This window comes from Actinoallomurus acanthiterrae, from assembly GCF_054775715.1.
In genome coordinates this window covers 8,607,802-8,634,002 of the sequence record NZ_BAAHCO010000001.1, presented here as the reverse complement: position 1 = coordinate 8,634,002, position 26,201 = coordinate 8,607,802, and the positions used below count along the sequence as shown (strand labels likewise).

Genomic DNA, 26,201 nt, shown 5'->3' with positions numbered 1-26,201 from the left:
CGTACGGCATCGATGGCGCCGGGTCCGGTGGGCCTTCATCAGCGAATTCACGGCCTGGCCATTTGCTGAAGTTCCGGACTTAAGAGGCGTATGAGGCGCGTCCTCGCCGGTGAGTTTTCACGCCGCTTTCAAACGCGTGCTCCCGCAGAACTCAGAGTTCTTCGAGGCGGCCGGTCAGGTAGCGGCGCTCGGCCTCGGTGGGCGCCAGCTTCAGCGCTTCCTCGTACTCCGCCTTCGCCTCGGCGGTACGGCCGGCCCGGCGGAGCAGGTCGGCCCGGGTGGCGGGCAGCAGGTGGTACCCCTCGAGCCGGCCGGACGCGGCGAGTTCGTCGACCAGGGCCAGCCCGGCAGGAATGCCGTCCGCCATCGCGACCGCCACGGCTCGGTTGAGGTCCACGACCGGCGATGGCGCCAGCCTCGCCAGGTCGGCGTACAGGCCCGCGATCTGCGGCCAGTCCGTGCTCGCCGCGTCGGGCGCGGTGGCGTGGCAGGCGGCGATCGCGGCCTGCAACTGGTACGGCCCGGCGCGCCGCATCGCCAGCGCCTGGTCGAGCGCCGCCACGCCTTCGGTGATCAGCGCCCGGTCCCACCGCGAGCGGTCCTGCTTCTCCAGCGTGACCAGCACACCGTCGTCCGTACGGGTCGCGCGCCGGGCCTCGTGCAGCAGCATCAGCGCGAGCAGCCCGAGGGGCTCGGGCTCGTGCGGCATCAGGCGGACCAGAACCCGCGTCAGTCGGATGGCCTCCGCCGTCAGGTCCCGGCGGGCGTCCTGCGGGTCGTACTCCTCGTCGTAGCCCTGGTTGAAGACCAGATAGAGCACCGCGAAGACGGCGGCCAGCCGCTGCGGGAGGAGTTCGGCGGGTGGCACGCGGTACGGGATGCCGGCCTCCCGGATCTTGCGCTTGGCGCGGACCAGCCGTTGCGCCATCGCGGGCTCGGCGCTGAGGAACGCCCGGGCGATCTCGGCGGTGCTCAGCCCGGCGAGCGTACGCAGGGTCAGCGCGACCCGGGCCGGGAACGGCAGCGCCGGGTGGCAGCAGGTGAAGATCAGCCGCAGCCGCTCGTCCGGGATCTCGTCCACGGGCGGTGTGCCGGGATCGCGGGCCAGCACCGCGAGTTGGCGCAGCTTGGCCGTCCCCGCGGCATCGCGGCGCAGCCGGTCGGTCGCGCGGTTTCGGGCGGTGGTGGTGAGCCAGGCGCCCGGACGGCGCGGGACGCCGTCGCGCGGCCAGCTCTCCAGTGCGGCGGCGAACGCGTCCTGCGCGCACTCCTCGGCCAGATCCCAGTCCCCGGTCGATCCGATCAGGGTCGCGACCACCTGGCCCCACTCGTCCCGATAAGCGGCGTCGACCGCGGCCCGTACCTGGTCGTCGGGCGCGGTCATTCCCACACGGGACGGATCTCGACGCCGCCCCAGCGCGCGTACGGATGACCGGCGGCGATCTCGATCGCCTCGTCCAGGTTCGCGCACTCGACGATCACGAAGCCGCCCACGAAGTCCTTGGTCTCGGCGAACGGCCCGTCCGAGACCAGCGTCTCGTCCTCCCGTACACGGACCGTGGTCGCGTCCACGACCGGACGCAGCCGCGCGCCGACGAGCGCGCCCCCGCGCCGATCCAGGTCCGCCACCCAGGCCTGATGCACTGGATCCGCCGCGAGCTCCTCGTTGGTCGGCGAGACCGTCTCGTCATCGCAGATCAGCAGCACGTACTTCATGCGACGAATTCTGCCCGACCGGCTGCACGCAGCACAGCCGAGGGGCGCAGAGCGGCTTCGCGAACGGAGCAGGAGGGTGCTCGTCGCCGCGTGTCACCGCAAGCGGAACTTTCCCGTCTGGCGGCACCCCGCCCGTACAGGGCGGCCTGTCACGGAGCGGCGTGCTCCTCGACGCGGCGTACGAGGTGCTCGGCGACATCATGCAGGCCGGAGATGGCGCCGCCCGCCTTAGTCAGATCCCCCGCTTCCGGCCGATGTAGGCGATCGTGGCCTTGCGCTCGCCGGGTCGTAATGCGAGGTGGATTCGGCCTACGCCCGGATTGAACCTGGCGTGTTGATCGAACAGCCGCAGCTCGCCATCGAAGTCCTCGAACCAGCACAGGCGCTTGCGTGTTTCGCCCTCTGGGTCGACGTCGGACCAGCCCGGCTCGGGCTGCGTCGTCGGGTCCCATTCGGCGACCGCGTCGTCCAGGCGGCGGAGCTCTCGCGCGACGGGCATGACCCAGTCGACCCGAAGTCTCCGCAGATCGCGCTCCGTACGCGAGAGGAAGCGCAGGTGCGGAAAGAGTTCACCGCGTGCCTCCCAGATTTCGGCACCCGAGGAGAGCTCGGATAGACCGGCCTTCTTGATGTGCTCCTCGTGCACCGTGGCGTGGTCGAGGCTCGCGGCGTGCCGCACCTCGACCCGGCTTTCCCGGACACAGGGTTCCCCGTCCGGCTTCTCTTCGAGGATTTCCTTGCTCGCCTCGATCCACGCCGAGTCCCAAACGGGCTCGCCGAGAAGACTGACCAGGATGCCGTCCAGCAGATCCGCGGCCGCGAGTGCTTCTGCCCGCTGCTCGCCGACGAAATAGTCCGCTCCCTCTCCCGCTCCGTCGGGAAGCACCGAGCTGAACGGCGCTCGCTGCTGAAGGCCGCGGATTCGGCGCCAGTAGTCCCGGTTGGCCGGGCGTCCGGCCCACTGGACGAGAAAGTAGCCCGGAGCCAGCTCAAGTTCCTTCAGCACCACCTGAGAGACCAGCGCGGTATCCGGACGCCAGCGCACGATCTGGCTGAGGAGGCCGACGAACCGGGCCATCGCCTTGTCGATGTCGTCCTCCCGCATGGGGGTCGCGCAGGACAACTCGTTGAAGAACAACAGGACGCGCACTCAAGAGCCTTTCGCAGCGGGGGACGGCGGAAGGATGATCAGAGAATCAGTCGAGCAACTGGTCGAGCGAGCGATCCCACTCGTCGAAGAATCCCGGCGGCCAGTGCGACAGCATCCCGTCGGGCCCCAAGGCGGGACTGATGACGTCGATGCGGCCGTCGGCTTCCCGCTGGAAGTAGTTCAGCCGTACGTCCGAGGCAGGCAGGAGTCCGCGCTTCACCGCCAGCCGGACACCGTTGAGAATGTGGTCGCTGTGCGTCTCGACGACGAGTTGGGCACCGGCCGCCGCTGCGGCGCAAGTCAGCCGCGCCATGGCACTCTGACCCTGCGGATGGATGTGCGCCTCGGGATTCTCCAGAAGGATCATCGTTCCCGGTCGGGCCGTCAGACACGCGATGACAACCGGGAGCACATAGGTCAGTCCGAAACCGACGTTGGTCGGGCGGCGCGGCCTGGTCGTCGGACTGCCCTCGCGGGTGAACTGGAAGCCCAGACGGACGAGGTCCGTTTGTTCGATGGCAGCCGCCTCGATCTTCACGCCGGGGCAGATCTCGCTCATCCACGCCTCGGCCTGGTCGAGCAGCCGGGGCGACGCGTCCGGGTGGTGCAGAGAGGCGAACGGCACCGGCTCGTCCTGGGAATTTCGCAGAAAGTCGATCGTGTACTCGCCACGGACGCCGAGGAACCCACGCCGAACGGCCATCTCGTGCGACCGGGGATAGGTCACCGCGGGATTGATCCGGTCGGCTCGCAGGTACTGGAAACCGAAGTTGAACAGGGTAAAGGCGGCCTTCTCCGCATCCTTCTCCTCGTCGGAGCGGATGTCCTCCCACTCGTCGATCGTGTCGTCAGGGATCATCGTGAGCAGGTCGTCTTCGCGGCCGTACCGGACCCGCCATTCGAACGATGAGCCCTCGTGGGAGGAGAGCCCGAATCCGATATGCGGGACCTCTCCGTCCTCGACGATGTAGTCCTCGTGCAGGATGTCCTGACCGGTCCCTAGTTCGACCAGTTCCCCGTTAAGCGGGAAACCTCCTGCTCGTCCATCCGGAAAGCGAGTGTAGTCCTCGAGGAGTCCTTCGGCGTCCGCCTGGCGCAGTAGGGCCAGGGCTTGCAGCACTGTGCTCTTGCCAGAGGAGTTCAGGCCGGAGAGGAGAGTGTACGGCCCGAGGGGGATGTCCATCGAGGCGAACGCCTTGAAGTTCGTGATGGACAGCTTATCGATCAATCCGCGACCTTTCTGAACAGCAATTCGACGGCGGCGAACCGCAGGCGGACCTTTTTGACATCGCCGGTCCCGACGGATATGGCCTGCTGGAATGTGCTGTCGTCCATCAGATCCATCAGCCCACTGTTTATCACATCGCGCCACTCCAGCAACGTGTTGAGTCGCCTATCGGGCAGCTTGGCGAGGTTCACGGAGATCGCTTCGAAAAGTGCCTTATTGACAGGGAGTCGCCTGCTTTGGCCGTGGAATCGTTTCCGAAAGGCGTGTTCGCCGAAGATGATGTATGCGAACCGCATCGCACGCGTGAACTCATCCGTGAGCCGGGCGACCTCCTTTGGGCGGAGGGTGTTGATCTGCTTCATCGCCTGGCGGAGGAACGCGTCTATGTCCCCGCGCAGGTACGACATGGGATCGGTGAGCCGGAAGGCCAGGAATCGAAGAGCCATCTCGCGGTCGGCCATTCGTTCCGGCCGGACACTGTGCTGGGTAGCGGTGAGGAACGCCTCAGTTTCGGCGAGCTCTTGGAGGAGATCGCGGGCTCTGCCCGGAATCAAGGCGTGCCGGAGTTCTTGATGCGTCAGCGGCCGGCCTCCGGTGTTGATGCGAGCGAAGATGTTGAACTTCACCGGCTCTGGGGTCCCGGCCCTGATCAGGTGGATGATCAGCTCCGTCTCGTCGATCCTCGTCTGCAGCCCGCCGGGTAGCTCGGCGTACTCACGGCCCTCGTACTGACGCAGATACTCCAGGCCTTGAAGCTTGAGCGGCTGGGCGTCCACCACTACCGGGTCGACGAAGCGTGCGATCGTGGTGAGCCGCTGGATGCCGTCCACCACCGCCCAGCTCTCGTCGCCGCTCTCAGCCGCGTACAGGGTGGGCAGGGGAATCCGCAGCAGCAGGGACTCGATCAGCTTGCTCTGATCCTCTTCACTCCAGATCCCGGCGAACCGCTGGAAGTCCGGAGCGAGATCGAGGACACCACGGCGGAGCCTTGCCAGCAGCAGGTCGACCGTCATGGTCCGGGTCTGCACGTCGATGCGCGCCGGGTCGAACGGCTCGTCGATCAGATCGTCCGGCTGTTCCTCGTATTCGACACCCGTGCTCCGGCCCTTCGAGTCGTACTCGACTGGGACCTCTACCTCAGGGCTCTCGCTCACGCCGATCGCGCCGATCCTTCCTCGCGATGAACCGCCCGCCGGGTCAGGCAGCGTGATCCCACAGTATCGAGGGGCCTGTCGCCGAGGCGTCGCCATCACGGCGAAGAGTGCTCCTCGATTCGGCGTACGAGGTGTTCGGCAACATCGTGCAGATCGGCGATGGGCCGATAGACGCGGCCGCCTCCCGGATCGGCGAAGCCGAGCACTCCCGATCGCACCCAGACGTTCACGACGCCGCCTGCGGGAAGCGGGACGCTCACTTGGGACACACCGACCTCATGACGGTGGGCGACGTTCCCAATCCCGCGGGCGGACAGCGTTGTGGCCAGGCGCCGGGCGGCGGTGGCAGGCGTGACGATCCGAGGTGCGCCGGGCCACGAGCTCGGAACGGAGAAGGCGCCCCGGACGACCTTGCCCGCCACCTGGAGGCCACCAGGGCTCAGCCGGGATCGCGAGAGGTGCGCTCCCCAACTCTTCGCGACGACGCCGACGATTCCCAGGGCCGTGCCGTGTTCGGCGAGCAGGTCGCCTGGCGTCGTGTCCGGCCAGACGCTCCGGCAGGCATCAAACACCGCCACCACGAGCTGCGGCGCCGGAGTGGTACGACGCCAGATCCAGAGCTCGGGCGGCACGATGGTGTCGTACGGGCCGGCGCGCAGCCCGTGGTTGAGGGCGTTGGTGGCCAGTTCGCTGACGGACAACACCGCCGCGTCGACCAGGTCGCCGGGCAGCCGCAGCGTTGTCAGGGTGCCGTGGACCAGAGACCGGCCGGCGGAGGCGCAGCGCGGGTCCGGCGGGAGCGGCCACGCGCACGCGCCGCCTTCGACGATTTCGGTGACGGCCATATATCCGGGTTGCGCGGTATTCGTCATTTCGACCGTCCTTGCGCATCGTGAATTTCTGTATTCCGCGCAACAGCCTGCCTTTGCCGCCCTAAAGTCGTCTCGGTTGCTGATAAGTCTCGCAACTTGCCGGAACGTCGGAGGATGGGCATGAGCTTTCGGGAGTCACCGGACCCGAAGTCGTCGATGTGGGCGCTCATCGCGTACTACCTGCGGTTCTGTCGCCAGCAGCGCAAGCTCAGCGGGGAGCTGATGGGGGAGGTCCTCGGCGGTTCCAAGTCGACAGTTTCACGCTTGGAGACCGGCGAGATGCGACTCGACGAAACGCGAGCGAAGGCAATCGACCGTAAATGGCAGACCGGCGGTATCTTCTCGCTTTTGGTCTGGTATGCCACGCTCGGTCATGATCCGGACTGGTTCAAGCAGTACCTCGACCTCGAGGCCCGAGCCTCCGTGATCAAAATCTGGCAGGTGAACCTCATCCCCGGTCTCCTGCAGACGCCCGACTACGCAAGGGCGGGTCTGGCGACTGGCGGAGTCAAGGACGTGCAGACCGAGCTCGAAGGCCGCCTCGCACGGCAGGCGATCTTGGATCGTGAGGACGCACCCGTTCTGTGGGTCCTGCTGTCCGAGGGACTGCTGGAGTTGCCGTGCGGTGGAGCGGCGGTAATGAAGGCGCAGCTCGCGCACCTCCTCGAACTCTCGGAGCGACCGAACATCGGAGTGCGTGTTGTCCCGAAGTCGATCGGACATCACCAAGGCCTTGACGGGTCGTTCATGATTCTTAGGCTTGCCGAGCCGTTCGGTGAGGTGGCCTACGTGGAGGCTCCTGGGGGAGGGCGACTCGTCCCCAATATCGATGAAGTGGCCTCATTTGCGCTACGTTACGAACGGATCGGACAGCATGCGCTGCCCGAGGGTCCATCACGGGACCTGATCAAGCGCATCATGGAGGTCATGTGACGAGTCCGGGGTGGCGTAAGAGCAGCAGGAGCATGAACTCTGGCGGGGAATGCGTCGAGGTCGCCGTTCTCGACGCTGTCGGGATCTTCGTGAAGGCTTGATCACGATCTTTGCATAGGGTGTGGAATCGCTCCCATACCGGGCAGTATTGCCCCTATGGGGTGGGTCATTACGGGCGACATCGCGGAATTCGACCTGGCCGCAGGGGGCTTCCTCCGATCTCGGCCGATCGAGAACACCGTGCTGATCACGGTGGTCGAGTCGTTGCGGGCACGGGGGCCGGCGGCGTACGGGGACGCGCCCGCGGTGATGGGGGCCTGGTCGAACGTCTCCGGGTGCGTGGCCGGCGCGTTCGTGCACACGCCGCCCTTTCCGCTGCTGCTCAGCGCGATGCCGGGGCAGGCCGTCAAGGAGCTCGCCGGGGCCCTCGCGGACGACGGGCGGCGGCTGCCGGGAGTGACCGGGCGCCATGAGCCGGCCCAGGGGTTCGCCACCTGCTGGCGGATCGAGACCGGGGCCGACCACAAGATCTGGGAGCGCCGCCGCCTGTACCGGCTCGTCGAGGCCCAGCCGCCGGACGTGCCCGGCAGCGCTCGCCTCGCCCGGCCCGCCGACCGGGACCTGCTCCTCGGCTGGTACCAGGACGCCGAGCGGGAGATCCGGGAGCGTCCCGGCGACCACGGCGCCGCCGTCGACGACCGGATCTCGTACGGCGGTCTGACCATCTGGGAGCGGGACGGGGTCCCCGTGGCACTCGCGGGCCGGACCCGGATGGTCGCCGGGCATGACGCGGATCGCGCCCGTCTACACGCCGCCCGAGCACCGGCGTCACGGGTACGGCGCTGCCGCGACGGCCGCCGTGAGCCGGGCCGCCGTCGAGGCCGGAGCCGAGGAGGTCGTGGTCTTCGCCGACCTGGCCAACCCAGGGGTCAACGCGATCCACCGGCGCATCGGCTACCAGCCGCTGGACGACTACCTCGTCGTATCGTTCCGGCCAGGGCGGCGTGGAGACTGACGCCGCCGGCTGATCGACCATCGCCGAGGAGCGTGCAGATGAGGGCGGGAATCGTCATCCTTCCGGAGTACCGCTGGCCGGAGGCCGAGCCGAAGTGGCGGCGGGCCGAAGAGTACGGGTTCGACCACGCGTGGACGTTCGACCACCTCGGGTGGCGGTCGCTGGTGGACGGGCCGTGGTTCGGCGCGGTTCCGACGCTGGCGCTGGCCGCGCGGGCGACCGAGCGGATCGAGCTGGGCATGCTCGTGGCCTCGCCGAACTTCCGGCATCCGGTGCCCTTCGCGCGGGAGATCCTCGCCTTGGACGACGTGTCGGGCGGCAGGTTCACGCTCGGCGTCGGCGCGGGCAGCTCCGGTGACTATGACTCGACCGTGTTCGGCGAGGCCGGCCGGGTGGCGAGCCGGTCTCGGCGGTTCGCGGAGTTCGTGGAGTTCCTGGACACCCTGCTGACCACGGGGAAGACCACTCTCACCGGGGAGTACTACGCCGCCGTGGACGCCCGTAACGCGCCCGGACCGGTGCAGGCGCCTCGCCCGCCGTTCGTCGTGGCCGCCAACGGGCCGAAGGCGATGCGGGTGGCCGCTCGTTTCGGGCAGGGCTGGATCACCACGGGGGGCAGAGAGGACGACCTCGAGGCCTGGTGGCGGAGCGTCGCCGAGGCCACCGCCCGGTTCGACGAGGCTCTGGACGAGGCCGGACGGGAGCGGAGCGAGGTCCGCCGGTTCGTGCAGACCGACGCCGCGCCGGTGTTCTCGGTGTCGTCGGTGGAGACCTACCGGGACTTCCTCGGCCGGGCCGGGGAGCTCGGGTTCACCGATGTCGTGGCTCCCTGGCCTCGGCGCGAGGGTGTCTACGCCGGCTCGGAGAAGGTCCTGGAGGCGGTGGCCGCCGAGGTCCTGCCCGGACTTCGGGACTGACCGCCTCCACGACTGCTCGGCATCCGCGCCTGACGGCCTACGTCGGTGGATGGTCGTGACACGGCCTACGGCAGTGGGTGGTCGTGACACGGCCTACAGCGGTGGTCGTGACGGGGATGGTCCCTGTCACGACCACATCCGGCCGCGAGCGGACCAGGCGTTCCGAACCGGGATCAAACCGGCGGCCCGTACGTTCGAAGATCGACATGTTCCCTGTGATTCCGAGGCCTCGGTGAGCGAACAGAAGATCAACAAGGACGTGCCGCATTCCGCGCGTGTGTGGAACTACCTGCTCGGCGGCAAGGACAATTATCCCGTTGACCGGGAAGCGGGCGATCAGTCTCTGGAGGTGCTGCCGGAGGTGGCCCGGCTGGCCCGCGAGTCACGCCAGTACCTCAACCGCGCCGTGTCCTATCTGGTGGAGGAGGCCGGGGTCCGGCAGTTCCTGGACATCGGCACCGGGCTGCCGACGGCCGACAACACCCACGAGGTCGCCCAGCGGTCCGCGCCCGCAGCCCGGATCGTCTACGTCGACAACGATCCGCTGGTGTTGACGTACGCCCAGGCGTTGCTGACCTCCGCCAAGGAGGGCGCCACCGCCTACATCCATGCGGACCTGCGGGAACCGGACACGATCCTGCTGGAGACCGCTCGCACGCTGGACTTCGAACGGCCGATCGCGCTCATGCTCATGGGCATCACCGAGTTCATCCCCGACCACGAGGAGGCGTTCGGAATCGTCGATCGCCTGGTCGCGGCGCTGCCGTCCGGGTCGTACCTGGCGCTGTACGCCACGACGAACGTGGTGCACGGCGAGCGCACCGACCGGGCCATCGAGATGTGGAACCAGGCCGAGGGCACCACCCCCATGACGGCCCGGTCGGTGGAGCAGATCGCCAGGTTCTTCCACAAGCTTGACCTGGTGGACCCGGGGCTGGTCGAGATCACCCGGTGGCGGCCCGTGCACCCCGACCTGACCGGCGATCCCGTCGACGGCTACGCGGGGGTCGGGCACAAGCCTTGATCTGCCCCGCCCCCCGTGGCCGGGCACAAGCCTTGATCTGGCCCGCCCCCCGTGGCCAGGCACAAGCCTTGATCTGCCCCGCCCCCATGGCCGGGCACAAGCCCTGATCTGGCCCGCCCCCCATGGCCCGCCCCCATGGCCGGGATCCCGCCCCCGTGGCCGGGATCCCGCTACGACCCGTTGGCGACGCGGCTGTCGTCGCCGACGGGCTCGTCGGCCGGGGTCTCCTCCGGCGTCGGCGCCGGACCCGAGGCGAAGGCGGCCGACAGCGTGAGCAGCAGGGCCCACACCCCGAAGAAGGTGAACGCCACGGCGGCGTACGGCCCGGCGATCCAGTCGATGAACAGGCCCGCACCGATGATTCCGATCCCCGTTAATACGATGCGCATGCGTCTACTGTGCGGCTCTCCAGGTCATTTGTCGAGTGAATAATAGTGTTCTTTAAACCGTTCGTAATCTGTTTCGATCTTCTTGGCCGCTGGAAGGGCCGCAGGTCGGCGTCCGGTACAAGCCGTGAGGTACGGGTACGACCCGTAGGGTGATTTCGGCGGGCGGCCGATGAAGACGTTCCTCGCCCTCGCGGCGGCCTGCTTCCTCGGCATCGGATTCGTCGCCCAGCAGCACGTGGCCTACCGCGAGCCGCTGGACGAGATGCTGCGAATGCGGCTGCTCGCCCACCTCATCCGCCAGCCGGTCTGGCTGCTGGGCATCGCCGCGATGGTCTGCGGGCAGGTGCTCAGCGCGTTCGCGCTCGACGAGGCCGACCTCGGCCGGGTCGAACCCCTGCTGGCGACCAACCTGATATTCGCACTCGTCATCGCGCACCTCGTCTACCAGGAGCCGCTCAGCCGGGAGGTCCTGGGGGGCGGGCTGCTCGTGACCCTGGGCGCGGTGATCTTTCTGGCCGTCGGGCAGCCGCACGGCGGGCGGACGACGGGCCCCTGGTCCTTCCGCTGGATCGGCGCCGGTGTGGTGCTGGCGGTCGCGGCCATGCTCGTGCTCGCCGCCGCCCCGCGCTCGCTGCGGACCAAGGCGATGCTGTTCGCGGCCGCCGCCGGGATGCTGTTCGGGGTCCAGGACGCGTTGACGCGGAGCTCGCTGCTCATGCTGGGCGAAGGGCTGGCGGTCGGCCTGCGCAGCTGGCAGCCGTACGCCCTGGTCGTGATCGCCGTGCTGTCCCTGCTTCTCGCGCAGAGCGCGTTCGACGCCGCGCCGATCGGCATCTCGCTGCCGGCCATGACGGCGGTCGAGCCGGTGATCGGGATCGTCCTGGGCATCCTCGTCTTCGCCGAGCATCTCCGGCTGACGGGGACCGCGCTCGTGGCCGAGGTCCTCGGTCTGATGATGATCGTGGCGGGTATCGCGGTCCTCGGGCGCTCCTCGGTCCTCGGCAAGCCCGGGCCGGACACGAGCGGGGGAATGGAGGGCGGGCCGGGATGATCGCCGTCCTGTTCGCGGTCCTCGCCGCGGCGAGCAACGCCCTCGCGTCGGTGCTGCAGCGGCGCGCGGCCCGGTCGGCGCCCGCCGACGAGGCCTTCCGGCTCGCGCTCATCTGGGACCTGGTGCGCCGCCCGGAATGGCTCGGCGGCATCGTCGCGCTCATCGCCGGTTTCCTGTTCCAGGCGGCCGCGCTGACGACGGGCGGTCTGGCCCTGGTCCAGCCGCTCCTCGTGACCGAACTGCCGATCACGATGCTGCTCATTTCCTGGATGTTCCGGATCCGGCTGGGGGCGGAGTCCTGGCTGGCCGTCGGGGCGCTGACCATCGGGCTGGCCGTCCTCCTCGCCTCCGCCGCCCCGTCTCCGGGGAACCGGCACCCGGGCCGGATCGACTGGGCGATCGCCACCCTGGTGACGGCCGGGGTGATCACCTACCTGGTCTCGATGGCCAGGGTCACCAGCGGCTCCGCTCGCGCCGCCCTGCTCGGGGTCGCCTCCGGCCTGGGGTTCGCCTTCACCGCCGCGCTGATGAAGGAGGCCACGGAGGTCCTGCCCGAGGGCGCGGCCGCCCTGCTGACCTCCTGGTCGGTGTGGGCCATGGTGGCGGCCGGCCTCGGCAGCCTGTTCCTCCTCCAGAACGCCCTGCACAGCGGCACGCTCGTGGCCGTGCAACCGGCGCTCAACGTCTCCGACCCCGTCGCCAGCATCGCGTACGGCGTCGGGCTGTTCGGTGAGGAGATCCGGCTGGACGGCTGGGCGGTCCCGGAGGTCCTGGGCATCGGCCTGATCCTGTACGGGAGCGCGCGGCTGGCGCAGTCACCGCCGATCCGCCGGCACGCCCACGTCAAACCGCCCGATCCGGGGACCGAACCCCGTCCGGACCCCTGAGCGATGATTCGGCGCTGAGGATCGGCAGCCGATGTCTTGCCGGAGCCATGACCGCGCCTCCCGCAGACTTGGACCGATGTGCCGGACCACGCTGACCCTGGGGCTGACCGGCTTGGCGCTGCTGCACGCCGGGCCGGCCGCGACCTGGCTGCCGGCCGTACGCCGCCGGCTGCCGGGCCTGGCGGGGGCGGGCGACGCCGACCACGTCGCCCTGACGTTCGATGACGGCCCCGACCCCGGGTCCACGCCGCGTTTCCTCGCCGAACTGGACCAGCTCGGCTGCCGGGCCACCTTCTTCGTCGTCGGGGAGACCCTCGCCCGCCATCCGGATCTCGGGCGCCGCATCGTGGCGGAGGGCCACGAGATCGCCGTGCACGGCTGGCGGCACCGCAACGCGCTGCTGACCCGGCCCGGCCGGGTGACCGGTGAGATCGCCAGGGCGGCGGACCTCGTGGCCGCCGTCACCGGAGCCGAGCCGGTCTGGTACCGGCCGCCGTACGGTGTGCTCAGCGCGGAGACGCTGACGGCCGCCCGCCGGCGCGGGCTGCGGCCGGTGCTGTGGACGACGTGGGGGAAGGACTGGACCCGCTCGGCCGACCCCGTCTCGGTGCTGGCCACGCTGGCCCCCGGCCTTCGCGGCGGAGCGACCGTGCTGCTCCACGACTGCGACCACACCTCGGCCCCCGGCGCCTGGCGCTCGGCCCTCGGCGCGCTGCCGGGCCTGGTAGCCCGATGCCGCGAACTCGGCCTGCGCGTGGGACCGCTGGCCGAGCACGGGGTGCCCTGAGCCGGTCCATTTTCGAGAAGGCTTCCACGGTCTTTTGTTGTGCTTTTCATTGCAGTTTCGTTGGCCTGTATTGGCGAGCGTTTTCCTCGCTTGGCGACGAAGGGCTGAGTATACATTCGACCTGGTCGACGCAACCGTTGACTCGTCTGCGAGTCAAATCATGGTCGATATCGAGCCGACGTAACGATTGTCCGCCGCGCGATTGTTTACGGCGTCTCTCCAGGGAAATTGTGAACCCGTGTCATCGGCAGAGGGCGTCATATACAAGGCGCGCCGGGAGAATTTTCCCGTCGCATCACGGCTGTTGCCGCGCGGATACCGCCGCCACCTCATGGCGATCTATGGCTTCGCCCGGTTCATCGACGACGTCGGAGACGAGGCCCCACCCGCGGATCGCCAGCGTCTGCTGGACATCGTGGACAACGACCTGGGGCGCCTCTACGCGGGGCGCACGCCGAAGGTGCCGGCGGTCGGCGCGCTGGAGCGCACCGTCACCGCGTTCGGGATCCCGGCGGAGCCGTTCCGGCAGCTGGTGCGGGCCGGGCGGCGCGACCAGGCGGTCACCCGGTACGAGAGTTTCGAGGATCTGCTCGCCTACTGCGAGCTGTCCGCGAACCCGGTCGGGCACATCGTGCTGCACGTCTTCGGCGTCGCCGACCCGCGGAGCTGCGCTCTGTCGGACCAGGTCTGCTCGGCGCTGCAGGTGGTCGAGCACTGCCAGGACGTGGGCGAGGACTACGCCCGGGGCCGCGTCTACCTGCCGGGCGCGGACCTGCGCCGGTTCGGCTGCACCGACGACGACTTCGTCCGTACGACGACCTCTGACGGGCTTCGCCGCGTCGTCGCCCTGCAGACGACCCGGGCCACCGGGCTCCTGGACGCCGGGACCTCCCTCGTCGCGATGCTGAGGGGATCCGCGCGGGTCGCGATCGCGGGCTACATCGCGGGCGGCCGGGCCACGATCAACGAGCTCCAGGCCGTGGACCACGACGTCCTCGGCCAGGCGGTCCGCCCCCGGCGGTCCCGGCTGCTGACCACGTGGCTGCGTGTCCTCGCGACAGGAAGGTGAGCCGGTGAGCGCATCCGAGGCCTATCGACACTGTGAGCAGATCGTCCGCACGCAGGCGCGGAACTTCTCCTACGGCATCCGCCTCCTGCCCGGGCCCAAGCGCCGCGCGCTGAGCGCCGTGTACGCCTTCGCCCGCCGGATCGACGACATCGGGGACGGGGACGGACCCGCCGACAAGCGACTGGAGCGCCTCGAGGAGGAACGCGCCGCGCTGCACCAGCCGGTGGCCGACCCGGGCGACCACGTGCTCGTCGCCCTCAAGGACGCGGCCCGCCGTCTTCCCATCCCCCTCGCGGCGTTCGACGAGCTCATCGACGGATGCACGGCCGACGTGCGCGGCACGACGTACACCCGGGTCGAGGACGCGGTGGCGTACTGCCGCAGCGTCGCCGGGTCGGTGGGGCGCCTCTCCCTCGGCGTCTTCGGCGCCGACGACGTCGAGACGGCCGCGCCGCTGGCGGACGCCCTCGGCATCGCCCTGCAGCTCACCAACATCCTGCGGGACGTCCGCGAGGACCGCCTGATCGGACGCGTCTACCTGCCGGCCGAGGACCTCGCCCGCTTCGGCTGCACGCTGGGCGTCGACGCCGACGGCGTGTTCACGGACCCGCCGGAGCGGCTCGCCGCGCTGATCCGGTTCGAGGCGGACCGGGCGCGCGGCTGGTACGTCCGGGGCCTGCGGCTGCTGCCCCTGCTGGACCGGCGCAGCGCGGCCTGCACGGCGGCGATGGCCGGCATCTACCAGTCCCTGCTCGAGCGGATCGCCACCGACCCGATGGCCGCGCTCGCCGCCCGCTCGGCCCTCCCGACCTGGGAGAAGGCCATGGTCGCGGCGCGCGCCCTCGTCGGAGCCGGCCGGTGACCGCCACTTCCGGGGACGCCCGCACGCCGGCGAACGAGCCGGGCCCTCGTCGGCCGGCGTCCGCGTCCAACCCGGGCGCGCCGGTCGCGGTGGTGGGCGGTGGCCTGGCGGGCATCGCCGCCGCGCTCGCGCTGGGCGAGGCCGGTCTCCCGGTGACCCTGTACGAGGCGCGTCCCCGGCTGGGCGGCGCCACGCACTCCTTCGCCCGCGACGGCCTGGTGGTGGACAACGGCCAGCACGTGTTCCTGCGCTGCTGCACGGCCTACCAGGGCCTCCTGAAACGGATCGGCGGCACGACGCGCGTCCGCATGCAGGACCGTTTCGACCTGCGGGTGCTCACGCCGGCCGGGCGGTCCGGGCGACTGCGTCGCGCGGCGCTGCCGGGGCCGCTGCACCTGATGCCGGCCCTGGCGTCGTACGCCCTGCTCCGGCCGGCCGACCGGCTGCGGGCCGTACGGTGTGCGCTCGCCCTGCGCGGGCTGGACCCGGGCGACCCGGCTCTGGACCGGATCGCCCTGGGGGAGTGGCTGGCCGCCCACGGGCAGAGCGGGGCCGCGCGGCGGGCGCTGTGGGAGCTGTTCGCGGTCGCCGCCCTGAACATCGGCGTCGAGGACGCGGCCCTCGGCCCGGCGGCGATGGTGTTCCGGACCGCGCTGCTGGGCCGGGCGGACGCCGCCGACATCGGTGTCCCGGCCGTGCCCCTCGGCGACCTGCACGGCACGGCCGCGCGAGCGGCGATCGAGCGGCAGGGCGGGTCCGTACGGCCGGCGGCCAAGGTCACCGCCATCGAGCCGGGCCCGGTGATCGTGGTGGACGGCGAGCGGATCGAGGCGTCCGCCGTCATCGTCGCTACCCCGCACCGGCAGGCCGCGCACCTGGTGCCGTGGGACGCCGCGCCCGAGCGGGGCAGTTGGGCGGGGCTCGGCGAGAGCCCGATCGTCAACGTGCACCTGCACTACGACCGCCCGGTCACCGACCTGCCGTTCGCCGCCGTCGTCGACTCGCCCGTGCAGTGGATCTTCGATCGGACCCGGGCCGCCGGCGCCCGCGACGGTCAGTACCTCGCCGTCTCGGTGTCGGCGGCGGACCGCTGGATCGACGAGCCGGCCGCCAAGCTCCGCGCGGAGTTCGTCCCGGCGATGGAGCAGCTGTTCCCCGCGACGCGGCGGGCGCGGCTCGCCGACTTCTTCGTCACGCGCGAACGCCGCGCGACCTTCCGCCAGGCACCCGGCAGCGGGGCGCTCCGTCCCGCCGCCACCACCCGGTGGCCGGGGCTGTACCTCGCCGGCTCGTGGACCGACACGGGCTGGCCCGACACGATGGAGGGAGCCGTGCGCAGCGGACTCACCGCGGCCCGTCTGGTCCGGAAGAGGCTGACGGGGGCCGCCTCATGACGGAGACCGTCCCACCGTCGGTCGCCGGCGCGCGCCCGCTCGTCGAACCGGTCCTGCGCACGGCCGTCGCGCGGCTCGATCCGATGACGGCCCAGGTCGCGGGCTACCACCTGGGCTGGAACGACGCGTACGGCCGGCCCGCGACACCGGGCGGCAAGGTGCTGCGGCCCGCGCTGGCCATCCTGTCGGCCCGGGCGGCGGGCGCGGACATCGACACGTGCCTGCCGGCCGCCGCGGCGGTGGAGCTCGTGCACGCGTTCTCCCTGCTCCACGACGACATCATGGACGGGGACCGGACCCGCAGGCACCGGCCCGCCGCCTGGACCGTCTTCGGCCGGTCGGCCGCCATGCTCGCCGGCGACGCGCTGCTCGTCCTGGCCGGGGAACTCCTGCTGGAGCTGGGCACCCGCGGCGGGGTGTGGGCGGCGCGCGGCCTCGCCGCTGCGGTCCAGCGGCTGATCGCCGGGCAGGCGTCGGACCTGGAGTTCGAGGCGCGGGACGACGTGAGCCTGGAGGAGTGCCGGCGGATGTCGGCGGACAAGACCGGCTCGCTGCTGGCCTGCTCCTGCTCGATCGGCGCGATGGTCGCCGAGGGGCCCGCCCACCTCGTGGCGGCGCTGGCGGCGTTCGGCGCGCAGGCCGGCCTGGCGTTCCAGCTCGCCGACGACCTGCTCGGCGTCTGGGGGAGCCCGGAGCTCACCGGCAAGCCGGTCCTGGCCGACCTGCGGGCCCGCAAGAAGAGCCTGCCGATCGTCGCGGCCATCACCAGCGGCACCACTGCGGGCGAGCGTCTCGCCAAGCTGCTGGCCCACCCGGACCCGCTGTCCGACGCCGAGCTGGGCGAGGCCGCCCGGCTGGTCGAGGAGGCGGGCGGCAGGGCGTGGGCCGAGGCCGAGACCGAGCACCGGCTCGACGCGGCGGAGCGGCAGCTGGCGACCCTGGACCTGCCCCCAGGCGTCCGCGAGGAGTTCGGGCAGATCATCCGTTTCATCGCATCCCGGGATCACTAGTGACCACAGAGCCCCGTACCGGCGCGGACGTCGCTCTCAAGGCGGCCTGCGACCACCTCATCGGCCTGCAGTCCGCCGAAGGGTGGTGGAAGGCCGAGCTGGCGACCAACGTGACGATGGACGCCGAGGACCTGCTGCTCCGCGAGTTCCTCGGGATCCGTACGGCGGAGGACACCGCCGAGGCCGCCCGCTGGATCCGCTCCGAGCAGCGCGAGGACGGGTCCTGGGCGAACTTCCACGACGGGCCCGGCGACCTGTCCACCACGATCGAGGCGTACGCGGCGCTGCGCCTGGCGGGGGACCCCGCCGACGCGCGCCACATGCGTACCGCCGCCGCCTTCGTGCGGCGGAACGGCGGGATCGAGGGCAGCCGGGTCTTCACCCGGATCTGGCTGGCGCTGTTCGGGCAGTGGCCGTGGACCGACCTGCCGGTCATGCCGCCGGAGCTGATCTTCCTGCCGCCGTGGTTCCCCCTCAACGTCTACGACTGGGCGTGCTGGGCGCGGCAGACGGTCGTGCCGCTGACGATCGTGAGCGCGCGGCGTCCGGTGCGGCCCCTGCCGTTTGACCTGGACGAGCTGCGCACCGGCCGCATGCCGCGCCGCCGGCCGCGTCTCGGCTGGGACGGTTTCTTCGGGGCCCTCGACCGCGTCCTGCACCGGTACCAGCGGCGGCCCGTGCCGGGCCTGCGCCGCGCGGCCCTGCGCCGCGCCGCCGAGTGGATCGTCGCCCGGCAGGAGCCGGACGGCTCCTGGGGCGGCATCCAGCCGCCGTGGGTGTACTCGCTGATCGCCCTCCACCTGTCCGGCTACGGCCTCGACCATCCCGTCATGCGCAGGGGCCTGGCCGGGCTCGACCGGTTCACGATCCGCGACGAGCGGGGCCGCCGCCTGGAGGCCTGCCAGTCGCCGGTGTGGGACACCGCCCTCGCCGTGAACGCCCTGCTCGACGCGGGCGTGCCCGGCGACCATCCCGGCCTCGTCCGGGCCGCCGGGTGGCTGCTCGACGAGGAGGTCAAGGGACCCGGCGACTGGGCCGTACGGCGGCCGTCGCTGCCGCCGGGCGGCTGGGCGTTCGAGTTCGACAACGACGGCTACCCGGACACCGACGACACCGCCGAGGTCATCCTCGCCCTGCGCCGGGTCGCCCATCCGGGCGTACGGCCGGCGATCGAACGCGGGCTGCGCTGGATGGCGGGCATGGTCTCGCGCGACGGCGGGTTCGCCGCGTTCGACGCCGACAACACCCGCGAACTGTGCCTGCGCCTGCCGTTCTGCGACTTCGGCGCGGTGATCGACCCGCCGTCCGCGGACGTCACCGCGCACGTGGTCGAGGCGCTGGCGCACGAGTACCCGCCCGGATCGGACGACGTGCTGCGCCGCGCCGTCGTCTGGCTGCTCAAGGCCCAGGAGCCGGACGGCTCGTGGTTCGGCCGCTGGGGTGCCAACCACGTCTACGGCACCGGCGCCGTGCTCCCCGCGCTCGTCGCCGCCGGCGTGCGCCCGGAGCGGGCGTGCGTCCGGCGGGCCGTCGACTGGCTCGAACGCCACCAGAACGACGACGGCGGCTGGGGCGAGGACCTGCGGTCGTACCGCGATCCCGCCTGGATCGGGCGCGGTCACTCGACGCCCTCCCAGACCGCCTGGGCGCTCATCGGGCTGCTCGCCGCCGGCGAACGCTCGGCGGCGGTCGACCGGGGCGTGGAGTGGCTGGTCGGCGCCCAGCGCGCGGACGGCACCTGGGACGAGCCCTACTTCACCGGCACCGGCTTCCCCGGCGACTTCTACATCAACTACCACCTCTACCGGCTGGTCTTCCCGATCAGCGCGCTCGGCCGCTACCTGGGTCCGGTGAACCCGTGACCAGGCTGGTCATCTGCACCGCCCTGCGGATCGAGGCCCGGGCCGTCCGCCGCGGGCTCCCGCAGTCCGAAGGTGCCGCGATGCCGCGGCCCACCCGGACCGGCGATCCCGGGACACCGCCGGACGTCCGCGTCATCCGGACCGGCCTCGGGCCGCGCCGCGCCGCCCGCGCCGCCGGGCGACTGCCGGAGCACGACGCGCTCGCCGTGACCGGGTTCGGCGGCGCGCTCGACGTCGGGCTGCGCCCCGGCGACGTGCTCGTGGCGACGGAGGTGCGCTTCGGCGAGCGGGTGTTCCCCTGCTCCTCGGCGAAGCGGATCGCCGAAGAACTGGCGCTCGCCGGCCTGTACGCCCGGACCGGACCGCTGTTCACCTCACCGAACCTGGTCACGGGCGCGGAGCGGCTGCGGCTCGCCGCCGCCGGCGTACGCGCCGTCGACATGGAGACCGGGCCGCTCGCCGAGGTCGCGACCGGAACGCCGTTCGCCGCCGTACGCGTCATCGTCGACACCCCGGCCGTCCCGCTGCTGCGGGTCGGCACGGTCCGCCGTGTACTCATCGCCCGGAGCAGGCTGCGCCGCGTCGCCCCGGTCCTCGTCGAGTGGGCGCGCATCGCCGGTCCACGCCCCGCGACCCGGGCCCAGGATCAACGGCGCAGGAAAGCCGGGTCCACGCCTCCGGAGGTCGAGTCATGACGATGCCGCTTCGCCAGAGCCTGCGCATCGGCGCCTACATCCTGGGCCGGAAGCTGCGCCGCGTCCGGAGGTTCCCGCTGCTGGTGGAGCTGGAACCGCTGTTCGCCTGCAACCTCGCGTGCGCCGGCTGCGGGAAGATCCAGCACCCTGCGAACGTCCTGCGGCAGCGCATGCCGGTCGAGCAGGCCGTGGCCGCGGTCGAGGAGTGCGGTGCGCCCATGGTCTCGATCGCGGGCGGCGAACCGCTCATGCACCCGCAGATCGGGCGGATGGTCCGCGAACTCGTCGCGCGCAAGAAGTACGTCTTCCTGTGCACCAACGCGCTGCTCATCCCCAAGAAGATCGACCAGTTCGAGCCCTCGCCGTACTTCGCCTGGACCGTGCACATCGACGGCCTGCGCGAACGCCACGACGCCTCGGTGTGCAAGCCGGGCGTCTTCGACGAGGCCGTCGCCGCCGTCCGCGAGTGCAAGCGCCGAGGCTTCCGCGTCACCACCAACACGACCGTCTTCAGCACCGACAACCCGAAGACCGTCGTCGACGTGCTGAACTACCTCAACGACGACCTGGCCGTCGACCAGATGATGGTCTCCCCGGCGTACGCCTACGACAAGGCACCGGACCAGGAGCACTTCCTCGGCGTCGAGGACACCCGGCGGCTCTTCCGAGAGGTGTTCGCGGGCGGCGACCGCCGGCGGTGGAAGTTCAACCACTCACCCCTGTTCCTCGACTTCCTGGAAGGGAAGATCGACTTTCCCTGTACGGCGTGGGCGATCCCGTCGTACTCGCTGTTCGGCTGGCAACGGCCCTGCTACCTGATGGCCGACGGGTACGCCCGGACGTACAAGGAACTCATCGAGGAGACCGACTGGGACGCCTACGGCCGCGGACGCGACCCCCGCTGCGCGAACTGCATGGCGCACTGCGGCTACGAGCCCACGGCCGTGTTCGCCACGCTCGGCTCGCTGAAGGAGACCCTGCGCGCGGTACGGAACGGCTGAGCCGCCGACCGGGTACGTGCCCGGGCCGACGTGCCCTACGGAACGGCTGAGGCGTCACCCCGCACGCGGCGTGACCCGGCTGAGGCGTCACTTCGTCCGGGCCTGGGCCAGCGCGCCCGCCGCGAGGGCCAGCGCGCCGACCCCGTCCAAGGCGGCCGGGCGCCGCCACACGGGCAGGAACGCCACCGCGCCCGCGCAGGTCGCCGCGTGCAGCAGGTCGACGGCGGCGCCCAGCCGCAGCACGGTCGGCGTCGGCCGGGCGAGGTCGACCACGGCCTGCGCGGCGTGCCGGCTCCCCAGCACGCGCAGCACCCAGCGCTGGGAGGGCGTGGAGGGTCGGCGCGTGATCGTCTCCAGGACCACGCCCGGTGCCGTCGTCAGCAGCACGCCCCAGGTCAGTCGCGCGATCGGCTGCCCTCTCACCGGCCCGTCCCCGGCACGCCCCAGGTCAGGCGTGCGATCGGTTGTCCCCTCATCGCCCCGTCCGCAGCAGACCCAGACCGGTCAGGCCGAGCGCGGCGCCCGCGCCGGTGGCCAGCAGGCCCCGGTGCTCCGCGGCCCACGTCTGGACACTGCGCGCGTGGGCCTTGTCGTCGAAGCTCCCGTGGGCGCCGAAGTCGCGGCCGTCGGGGCCGTCGGCCGGCTTCCACAGGTTCGCCGGCTGGTTCGGGTCGCGCGTCTGATCGGTCTGCTGGGAGTCGTACCCGGAGCGCGCGAGGTAGCGGTCGAGCAGCCCCGGGGCGATCCGGTTGGCCAGCAGGGTCGCCACCGTGCTGCCGCCCACCCAGTACTCCCGCCGCCGCGGGTGGTCGGCCGCGTACACCAGGGCCCGCGCGGCCACTTCCGGCTGGTAGATCGGCGGCACCGGCTGCGCGTGGTGGGGCAGCTTGTTCTCCACCCAGTCGAACTGCGGGGTGTTCACCGCGGGCATGTGCACCATGGTCACCTTGACGTTGCTGTGCCGGTGCAGCAGCTCGGTGCGCAGCGACTCGTGGAAGCCCTGGATGGCGTGCTTGGCGCCGCAGTACGCCGACTGCAGCGGGATGCCGCGCTTGGCCAGCGCCGACCCGGTCTGCACGATCACCCCCCGGTCGCGCGGCAGCATCCGGTCGAGCGCGGCCCTGGTCCCGTACACGAAGCCCAGGTAGGTCACCTCGGTGGTCCGCTTGAACTCCGCCGGGTCGATGTCCTTGAACTCGGCGAACACCGAGCTGAACGCGACGTTCACCCACACGTCGATCGGCCCGAGCTCATCCTCGGTGCGCTCGGCGGCGGCGCGGACCTGCTCCCAGTCGGCCACGTCCGTGGGGATCGGCAGCGCCTCCCCGCCGGCCGTACGGATCTCCTCGGCGGCGGCCCGCAGGCCCGTCTCACCTCGTGCCAGCAGGGCCACCTTGGCGCCCTGCCCGCCGAACAACCGCGCCGTCGCCCTGCCGATGCCCCCGCTCGCCCCGGTCACCACGACGACGCGGGGTCTGGTGCGCTCCGTCATCATGCGATCAACCCCTCGTAGCGTTGGAAGCGGTGTTCCGCCCCTACCCGGGAGGCTCGCGGGCTAACGGGTGCCCCGGTTCAGCCCAGTTTCTTTGCCTTGAGGGCCTTCATCATCAGCGGCCACGCGGTGTGCATCTCCGGCTGCCACGTCGACCAGTCGTGGTAGCCCTTCTGGTAGATGTGCGCGGTGACGGGGATGTGCAGTTTGCGGAGGCGGTTCACGAGCGAGACCGTCGTCGCCCCGCAGACGACCTCCTGGAGCTCCACCGGCTCCTTGCCGCCGGTCGGGTCGTTCGGGCCGGGCAGCCCGGTGAGGCCGCTGGCGAGGTAGAGCCCGGTCCCCTTGAGCTTCGCCGCGAGGACGTACGGGTCGTTCGCCTTCCAGTTCTTGTCGTCGATGCCGGGGACGCCCCAGATCCGGAACGGGTCGTACTTCTCGCTCGCCTCGAACATGACGAGGGCCGGCACGCCGGTCTGCGTGAGGTGCAGGACGCCGCTGAGCGAGACGGCGTACTTGAACATGCCCGGGTGGCGGGCGGCGTACTTGACCGCTCCGTATCCGCTGGAGGACACGCCCATCGTGGCGCGCCGCGTGCCCGCGTGGTAGCCGCGCTGCATCAGCTGGAGGAGTTCGGAGGTGTGGAAGGTCTCCCACTTCGGCGTGCCGCGCTTGCCGCCGTTCCACCAGTCGGTGAACCAGCCCGCCCACCCGGTGTCGGGCATCACGACCATCACGTCCCACGAGGCGGCGACCTTCGCGATGTCGGTGCTCCGGGTCCACGACAGGTACGTGTCCCGGCCCCCGTGATAGGCGTACACGACCGGCCAGGACTTCTTCGCCGAGCGCGACCAGCCCCGCGGCACGATGACCCGGACCGGCACCGACGCCCCCAACGCAGGGGAGGAGACCGTGAGGTCGACGGTACGGGCGTCGATCCAGTGCTCAGCGGTGATCTTCGCGCCGTCGTCGGCGGTGACCCGTTTCACGGCCGCGCCGGCCGTACCGGGCAGGACGCCCACCGAGGCGACCACCGTCAGGAGGACGCCGGTGAATCCGCGCGTGAAACCGCCACCGACCATGCGATGCCCCACCGCTCTCCGCACCCGCGGGCGTGATGATCAATCCGAGGAGTCATCACCTTGGCGGAATCGGGGGGCGTTCGCTGCGCATGGGACGCACGAAAACGGCGCGGCGATTGGCACCGGCGCACAAAACGCGGATCGGTCAGGGCGCGGTGGTGGCGAGGTGGACGGAGTACTCCTGGGACCGGGCGAGCCGGCGCGCAGGGCAGCGGTGGAACAGCCGGGACCACCGGCCGGGGCGGAGGGACTGCCCGACGAACAGCGCGTCGCCGTGCCGGGCGATCATCACCTCGCGCAGGCGCTTGTCGGGCCGGCCGCTGAGGACGGCGAACTCCCAGGGCAGACCGGTCGGATCGAGGATCTGGACGGAGTCGAGCCAGGCCTGCATCTCCATGAGATCTCGGCAGTCACGGCTGATCAGCGCCGCGCCGGGGGCGACGAGCGCCGTCAGCTCGCAGAGACTCGGTTGCGGGCGAACGTGCACGCAGAGGATCTGCGCGCCGGTGCCGGCGGCCTCGTCCGCGGCCTGGGAGAGCGCGGCGCGGCCGGAGTCCGATCCGTCCACGCCCACGACGAACAGGGGCCGGTGCCGTGCGTCCCGGGCGGGGCCATCGGAGCCCGGGGTGAATGACTCGTCCATGGGCCTGCTCCTCACTCGGACTCCATAGTACGCTATATAGATGACCGATCGGGGTGATGTGGCGACCAGAAGTGACGAATCGGAGGACCTTTTCGACGATTTCGTCGACGCGGTACTGGATCTGCTACGCGCGGCACGGCGTACGGGGGGCGCCGCCAACAATGTTCCGGGAGACGCCATCTCCGTGCCGCAGCTCGTGGTCCTGGGGGCGATCTCCGTCGTGGGGGACCGCGGGGTGTCGGCGGTCGCGGAGCAGGCCGGGCTGGCCCAGCCGACGGTCACTCGCGCCCTGACGGCGCTCGAACGCAGGGGAATGGTCGCGCGGGCCCCGCACGCCCGCGACGGCCGGAGCATGTGCCTCACTCTGACCGCCGCGGGGCGGGCCGTGCTGGAGGAGAAGCGACGGGACCTCGTCGGCCGCTTCGCCGAGATCTGGGAGTCCCTCGCCGCCGACGAACGCGAACACGCCGTGTCCCTCGTCCGCCGGCTGTCGGCCGTCACCGACCGGCTCGTCTGAACCCGATCCGACCGGTTTGTCTGAGGCCGATTCCGTCGCTCGTCACCGGCCGGCTCGTGTGAACCCGGTTCCCGGCCGTCTCGCCGTCAGCGGACCGAGCCGGCGCGGCGAGGATGAGGCTGCCCTGGGGGAACGGGATGTCGATCCCCTCGTCGCGGTACCTGCGGTGCAGCCGCTTGATGAACTCGTGGACGACGAGGTACTGGTCGGTGAACTCCCGGGTCCGCAGGTTGACCGAGAATCCGATGCTCGACTCGCCCATCGTGTTGAACCGGACGGAGGGCTCGTAGTCCGTCATTCCGCCGTCCACGGTGGCCATCACCTCCTGGGCGACGTCGAGGGTGACCTTCTCGACGTGTTCCAGGTCGCTGTGGTAGCCGATGACCACCTTCACGGAGATCGACATGTCCTGCGCCGGCCGGTGGTAGTTCGTCACGATCGCGTCGGCGAACCGTGAGTTCGGGACCACGACCAGGTTGTCGGGCAGCTGGCGGATCGTCGTGTTCCGCCAGTTGATGTCGATGATGTAGCCCTCCTGGCCGCTGTCCAGCCGTACGAAGTCGCCGGGCTGGACCTTCCGCGACGCCAGGATGTGCACCCCGGCGAAGAGGTTGGCGAGCGTGTCCTGGAGGGCCAGCGCGACCGCCAGTCCGCCGACGCCCAGTGCGGTCAGCAGCGGGGTGATGGAGACCCCGAGGCTCTGCAGGAGGATGAGGGCGCCGATCCCGACGACCACGACCCGGACGATGTTGACGAAGATCGTCGCCGACTGCGCGACGCCCGACCTGGCCAGCGCGATCGAGGAGACGACACCGGCGGCGAAACGCGCGATCGCGATGGAGATCGTCAGGATGAGGACGGCGACCAGGACGCGGCCCGACGTCGTCCGGATGCCCGGTTTGAGGTGCAGGATCAGCACCGAGACCCACAGGCCGAGGACCGTGCAGGGCACCACCGCGAGGTCGCGCAGCAGCTTGAAGAACAGGTCGTCCCAGGTCCAGCGGGTCTTCACCGCCCGGCGGGTGAGCCAGCCCAGGAGAGTGCGCAGGCCGAAGCCCGCCGTTACCGCGGCGATGGTCACGGCCACCGCCACGACGAGTCGCTGCCAGTCCAACGGCTCGCTCACCGGCGCCCTCCCGCCGGGAGCCGGTCGTGTGATCTCGTGGAATGGCACCAGTCGGCGGCCGGGGGACCGCCGTACTCTGTCGCCGGCCGTACGCAGCCGGACGTCATCATTCGATTCCTCCTTCTCGGGCTGACGGCCTGGCCGGAGAGCCCGCTTCGCGCGGGCGGCCAGGCCGGGAATCCCGCGAATGCCGCACCGGGTGCGGTGGCATTCGCCGGGCAGGGGCGTGTTCGTGGCGGCCGCCCGTGCCGTGTCCTGACAGGACACTCTCGATGTCGGGCAAAGGCCGCATCGCGTCGCCGCTGACAAGATCGAGCGTAGTGAG

At 70.9% G+C, this 26,201-nt stretch carries 27 protein-coding genes; 15 read left to right on the top strand and 12 right to left on the bottom strand.

The window, feature by feature from the left end; all coding sequences use genetic code 11:
- Nucleotides 1–151: 151 nt before the first annotated feature.
- The 6 genes from ACYVF7_RS40665 to ACYVF7_RS40640 form a co-directional block, all read right to left on the bottom strand.
- The gene (locus ACYVF7_RS40665; protein WP_460351301.1) at nt 152–1,384 is read right to left on the bottom strand and encodes an RNA polymerase sigma factor; all 1,233 of its coding nucleotides are present in this window, start codon (nt 1,382–1,384) and stop codon (nt 152–154) included.
- Entirely contained in the window at nt 1,381–1,716 is a 336-nt protein-coding gene (locus tag ACYVF7_RS40660) for a YciI family protein (RefSeq protein ID WP_460351299.1), read from the bottom strand. Before ACYVF7_RS40660 ends, ACYVF7_RS40665 begins: the two co-directional genes overlap by 4 nt.
- Nucleotides 1,717–1,948: 232 nt before the next feature.
- Complete coding sequence (locus tag ACYVF7_RS40655; RefSeq protein ID WP_460351297.1) at nt 1,949–2,866, bottom strand: hypothetical protein; 918 nt, start codon at nt 2,864–2,866, stop codon at nt 1,949–1,951.
- Nucleotides 2,867–2,912: 46 nt separating this feature from the next.
- Nucleotides 2,913–4,094 (bottom strand): AAA family ATPase, encoded by a 1,182-nt coding sequence (locus tag ACYVF7_RS40650; RefSeq protein ID WP_460358382.1) that lies wholly within the window; start codon nt 4,092–4,094, stop codon nt 2,913–2,915.
- Entirely contained in the window at nt 4,091–5,248 is a 1,158-nt protein-coding gene (locus ACYVF7_RS40645) for a GmrSD restriction endonuclease domain-containing protein (protein ID WP_460351295.1), read from the bottom strand. Before ACYVF7_RS40645 ends, ACYVF7_RS40650 begins: the two co-directional genes overlap by 4 nt.
- Before the next feature lie 95 nt (nt 5,249–5,343).
- Nucleotides 5,344–6,120, bottom strand: coding sequence for an ATP-binding protein (locus tag ACYVF7_RS40640; protein WP_460351293.1), 777 nt, complete (start codon nt 6,118–6,120; stop codon nt 5,344–5,346).
- 120 nt (nt 6,121–6,240) lie between these two features.
- Here ACYVF7_RS40640 and ACYVF7_RS40635 point away from each other — a divergent pair, with 120 nt between their 5' ends.
- From ACYVF7_RS40635 to ACYVF7_RS40620, 4 genes are all read left to right on the top strand, one after another.
- The gene (locus ACYVF7_RS40635; RefSeq protein WP_460351291.1) at nt 6,241–7,053 is read left to right on the top strand and encodes a Scr1 family TA system antitoxin-like transcriptional regulator; all 813 of its coding nucleotides are present in this window, start codon (nt 6,241–6,243) and stop codon (nt 7,051–7,053) included.
- On the top strand, nt 7,050–7,154 hold the full coding sequence (locus ACYVF7_RS40630) for a DUF397 domain-containing protein (protein ID WP_460351289.1): 105 nt from the start codon (nt 7,050–7,052) through the stop codon (nt 7,152–7,154). Before ACYVF7_RS40635 ends, ACYVF7_RS40630 begins: the two co-directional genes overlap by 4 nt.
- Nucleotides 7,155–7,209: 55 nt before the next feature.
- On the top strand, nt 7,210–8,985 hold the full coding sequence (locus ACYVF7_RS40625) for an LLM class flavin-dependent oxidoreductase (protein WP_460351287.1): 1,776 nt from the start codon (nt 7,210–7,212) through the stop codon (nt 8,983–8,985).
- 232 nt (nt 8,986–9,217) lie between these two features.
- Nucleotides 9,218–10,009 carry an SAM-dependent methyltransferase gene (locus ACYVF7_RS40620; RefSeq protein WP_460351285.1) on the top strand — a complete coding sequence of 264 codons (792 nt, stop codon included), beginning with the start codon at nt 9,218–9,220 and terminating at the stop codon, nt 10,007–10,009.
- Between the two features lie 170 nt (nt 10,010–10,179).
- Here ACYVF7_RS40620 and ACYVF7_RS40615 read toward each other — a convergent pair whose 3' ends face one another.
- Nucleotides 10,180–10,398, bottom strand: coding sequence for a hypothetical protein (locus ACYVF7_RS40615; RefSeq protein ID WP_460351283.1), 219 nt, complete (start codon nt 10,396–10,398; stop codon nt 10,180–10,182).
- Between the two features lie 169 nt (nt 10,399–10,567).
- On the opposite strand from ACYVF7_RS40615, the gene ACYVF7_RS40610 reads away from it, so the two are divergent.
- The 10 genes from ACYVF7_RS40610 (at nt 10,568) to hpnH (ending at nt 21,016) form a co-directional block, all read left to right on the top strand.
- Nucleotides 10,568–11,449 (top strand): DMT family transporter, encoded by an 882-nt coding sequence (locus ACYVF7_RS40610; protein WP_460351281.1) that lies wholly within the window; start codon nt 10,568–10,570, stop codon nt 11,447–11,449.
- Nucleotides 11,446–12,336, top strand: a complete 891-nt coding sequence (locus tag ACYVF7_RS40605; protein WP_460351279.1) for a DMT family transporter — start codon at nt 11,446–11,448, stop codon at nt 12,334–12,336. The genes ACYVF7_RS40610 and ACYVF7_RS40605 overlap by 4 nt, the downstream gene beginning before the upstream one ends.
- A 76-nt stretch (nt 12,337–12,412) precedes the next feature.
- Nucleotides 12,413–13,123 (top strand): polysaccharide deacetylase family protein, encoded by a 711-nt coding sequence (locus ACYVF7_RS40600; RefSeq protein WP_460351277.1) that lies wholly within the window; start codon nt 12,413–12,415, stop codon nt 13,121–13,123.
- A gap of 238 nt (nt 13,124–13,361) precedes the next feature.
- Nucleotides 13,362–14,192, top strand: coding sequence for a squalene synthase HpnC (gene hpnC / locus ACYVF7_RS40595; RefSeq protein ID WP_460351275.1), 831 nt, complete (start codon nt 13,362–13,364; stop codon nt 14,190–14,192).
- A gap of 4 nt (nt 14,193–14,196) precedes the next feature.
- Nucleotides 14,197–15,054: a presqualene diphosphate synthase HpnD gene (hpnD, locus tag ACYVF7_RS40590; protein WP_460351272.1), complete on the top strand. Its 858-nt coding sequence runs from the start codon at nt 14,197–14,199 to the stop codon at nt 15,052–15,054.
- Nucleotides 15,051–16,448, top strand: a complete 1,398-nt coding sequence (hpnE, locus tag ACYVF7_RS40585; protein ID WP_460351270.1) for a hydroxysqualene dehydroxylase HpnE — start codon at nt 15,051–15,053, stop codon at nt 16,446–16,448. Before hpnD ends, hpnE begins: the two co-directional genes overlap by 4 nt.
- Nucleotides 16,445–17,458, top strand: coding sequence for a polyprenyl synthetase family protein (locus ACYVF7_RS40580; protein ID WP_460351268.1), 1,014 nt, complete (start codon nt 16,445–16,447; stop codon nt 17,456–17,458). Before hpnE ends, ACYVF7_RS40580 begins: the two co-directional genes overlap by 4 nt.
- Entirely contained in the window at nt 17,458–19,320 is a 1,863-nt protein-coding gene (shc, locus tag ACYVF7_RS40575; RefSeq protein WP_460351266.1) for a squalene--hopene cyclase, read from the top strand. The genes ACYVF7_RS40580 and shc overlap by 1 nt, the downstream gene beginning before the upstream one ends.
- Complete coding sequence (locus ACYVF7_RS40570; RefSeq protein ID WP_460351264.1) at nt 19,317–20,015, top strand: phosphorylase family protein; 699 nt, start codon at nt 19,317–19,319, stop codon at nt 20,013–20,015. Before shc ends, ACYVF7_RS40570 begins: the two co-directional genes overlap by 4 nt.
- The gene (gene hpnH / locus ACYVF7_RS40565; RefSeq protein WP_460351262.1) at nt 20,012–21,016 is read left to right on the top strand and encodes an adenosyl-hopene transferase HpnH; all 1,005 of its coding nucleotides are present in this window, start codon (nt 20,012–20,014) and stop codon (nt 21,014–21,016) included. The genes ACYVF7_RS40570 and hpnH overlap by 4 nt, the downstream gene beginning before the upstream one ends.
- An 87-nt stretch (nt 21,017–21,103) precedes the next feature.
- Here the strand turns inward: hpnH and ACYVF7_RS40560 are convergent, their stop codons facing one another.
- The 4 genes from ACYVF7_RS40560 to ACYVF7_RS40545 form a co-directional block, all read right to left on the bottom strand.
- Nucleotides 21,104–21,439, bottom strand: coding sequence for a hypothetical protein (locus tag ACYVF7_RS40560; protein WP_460351260.1), 336 nt, complete (start codon nt 21,437–21,439; stop codon nt 21,104–21,106).
- 49 nt (nt 21,440–21,488) lie between these two features.
- Complete coding sequence (locus ACYVF7_RS40555; protein ID WP_460358380.1) at nt 21,489–22,508, bottom strand: SDR family oxidoreductase; 1,020 nt, start codon at nt 22,506–22,508, stop codon at nt 21,489–21,491.
- Between the two features lie 80 nt (nt 22,509–22,588).
- On the bottom strand, nt 22,589–23,602 hold the full coding sequence (locus ACYVF7_RS40550) for an alpha/beta hydrolase (protein ID WP_460351258.1): 1,014 nt from the start codon (nt 23,600–23,602) through the stop codon (nt 22,589–22,591).
- 133 nt (nt 23,603–23,735) lie between these two features.
- On the bottom strand, nt 23,736–24,233 hold the full coding sequence (locus ACYVF7_RS40545; RefSeq protein WP_460351256.1) for a universal stress protein: 498 nt from the start codon (nt 24,231–24,233) through the stop codon (nt 23,736–23,738).
- A 40-nt stretch (nt 24,234–24,273) separates the two neighbouring features.
- Here ACYVF7_RS40545 and ACYVF7_RS40540 point away from each other — a divergent pair, with 40 nt between their 5' ends.
- Nucleotides 24,274–24,750, top strand: a complete 477-nt coding sequence (locus tag ACYVF7_RS40540; RefSeq protein WP_460351254.1) for a MarR family winged helix-turn-helix transcriptional regulator — start codon at nt 24,274–24,276, stop codon at nt 24,748–24,750.
- Here ACYVF7_RS40540 and ACYVF7_RS40535 read toward each other — a convergent pair.
- Entirely contained in the window at nt 24,731–25,876 is a 1,146-nt protein-coding gene (locus ACYVF7_RS40535) for a mechanosensitive ion channel family protein (RefSeq protein ID WP_460351252.1), read from the bottom strand. The two genes, ACYVF7_RS40540 and ACYVF7_RS40535, sit on opposite strands and share 20 nt — an antisense overlap.
- Between the last annotated feature and the right edge of the window lie 325 nt (nt 25,877–26,201).